Here is a 1,649-nt window from a genome sequence, read left to right on the forward strand (position 1 = left end):
CGTATGAATTGAGAGGTTCACGTACGGTTCTGTGAGAAGTTAGGGGTGAGATTCCCCTAGCTTACTCGACTGTGTGTTCGGCTTTTATTCACTCCAGATTCCATTCTTAAACAATTGAAACCATTTTTCAATTTCATCATCAGGTTTCAGTTGTATTTTCTTAAAAATTTCAACTGCAAATTCAATTGGAGCAATTCCATTTGCAGTAATGATATTTTTGTCGGTCAAGGCTAATTGATTTTGATATTTTCCTTGTCCATTATATTCAGGAACAACTGCTTTTAAATATCCTAAATCATTACTTGTATGGAGTACATTATCCAAAAGACCTAACTGACCTAAATAGAAAGTTGCTCCACAAATTGCTGCAATTGACTTTTCATTGTCAACCAATTCTTTTAGAAGATTATCAATAGCATTTATCTCTCTCTTTTCCCAAACTGTACCTCCAGGAAGAATTAATAATTCAACATTTCTAGTATCTATTTCTTTGAATGATGATGTCGGCTTTACCTGTAATCCTCCCATTGATTTTACAAATTTCCCATCGACAGAGAAATAAATCAATTCAAACTGCTCACTTTTATTGATTTCAGGGGTCAAGTAAGCAAGTTCCCAGTCAGAGAATCCGTCAAATAAAAACACGTATATTTTTCTCATATTCTTTCCTTTAATTTTTGTGACAACTTTAGAGGTTAATAGTATTTTTCAATTCCCCCAAAGCCTTTAATTAGCTTATTGTCTTTTGCCTTACTGATAAAATTATTTAATCGCTTTTTAAATTCATCAGGTCTTTTTCTTCCACTTTCAATATACGCAATTCTAATGCGTTTATATGGTTCTGTAAAGTTCTGATAATTTTCCCAAACTTCAATATCTGCTCTGAGCTTAGTTACTATATCTTTAGGAAAAATGAAATTTTGCTGAACGATACGTTTAACTTCTTCTTTAATTGAACTGTGAACTAAATTGTTTCCATATAGCCATTTTAGGCGTTCAATATTTGGTTGTGAGAAAGTAGAACTCTTTCTTCTTTTACAAAATCGTTGAATAGATGTTGTTTCATTTAACGACTTAACGGTGCTGTCAATCCAACCAAAACAGAGAGCTTCTTCAACTGCATCATTATAAAGTATTCGTTTTTTATTACTTTTCTTCAACGGATACTCCAACCAAATTTCATTTTCAGTCTCAAAGTTTACTTCAAGCCATTTCCTCCATTCTTTCCTGTCTATGAAATATTTAGTTGTTAATTTCTTCATTTTTTACTTTCTGCTAAAACTTGTACGGTCTCTTTTTAGCTGACACACAACGGATCGGAGCTAAATTTAGTAAAAAATACGGCGTCAGCCGTAAATTTTTTATTGAATTTAGCTTCCTGTTCTGCGCATGTCGACCGAAGGGAGAATGCGGGGAACAGGAGCCTTGGCTCCGATCCGTTCGGATGCAGACCGACCGGAGGGAGGGTTGCATCCGAACGGCCCGTGTAATTGCCGTGACGAAGCAGTCGCAAGGCATGGACAATTACACCTTGTGTGTGCCCAAAATGGGCACGATCTATATTTTTCTAAATATAGTTCAATCTTCTAGAGGGTGCAAGTCCCTTATGCACGGAGTACGATCCCGAAGCATTAGCACGTGACAAGGTG

Annotated in this window: 2 protein-coding genes; both read right to left on the reverse strand. The window is 35.8% G+C overall.

All coding sequences use genetic code 11. The annotated features are described in order from the left end of the window. Positions 1–84: 84 nt before the first annotated feature. The gene (locus tag HHU12_RS33800) at positions 85–660 is read right to left on the reverse strand and encodes a type 1 glutamine amidotransferase family protein (RefSeq protein WP_169661132.1); all 576 of its coding nucleotides are present in this window, start codon (positions 658–660) and stop codon (positions 85–87) included. A 35-nt stretch (positions 661–695) separates the two neighbouring features. Beyond that, the gene (locus tag HHU12_RS33805; protein ID WP_169661133.1) at positions 696–1,262 is read right to left on the reverse strand and encodes a YdeI/OmpD-associated family protein; all 567 of its coding nucleotides are present in this window, start codon (positions 1,260–1,262) and stop codon (positions 696–698) included. Positions 1,263–1,649 lie beyond the last annotated feature (387 nt).

The organism is Flammeovirga aprica JL-4 (genome assembly GCF_012844305.1).
GTDB lineage: Bacteria > Bacteroidota > Bacteroidia > Cytophagales > Flammeovirgaceae > Flammeovirga > Flammeovirga aprica.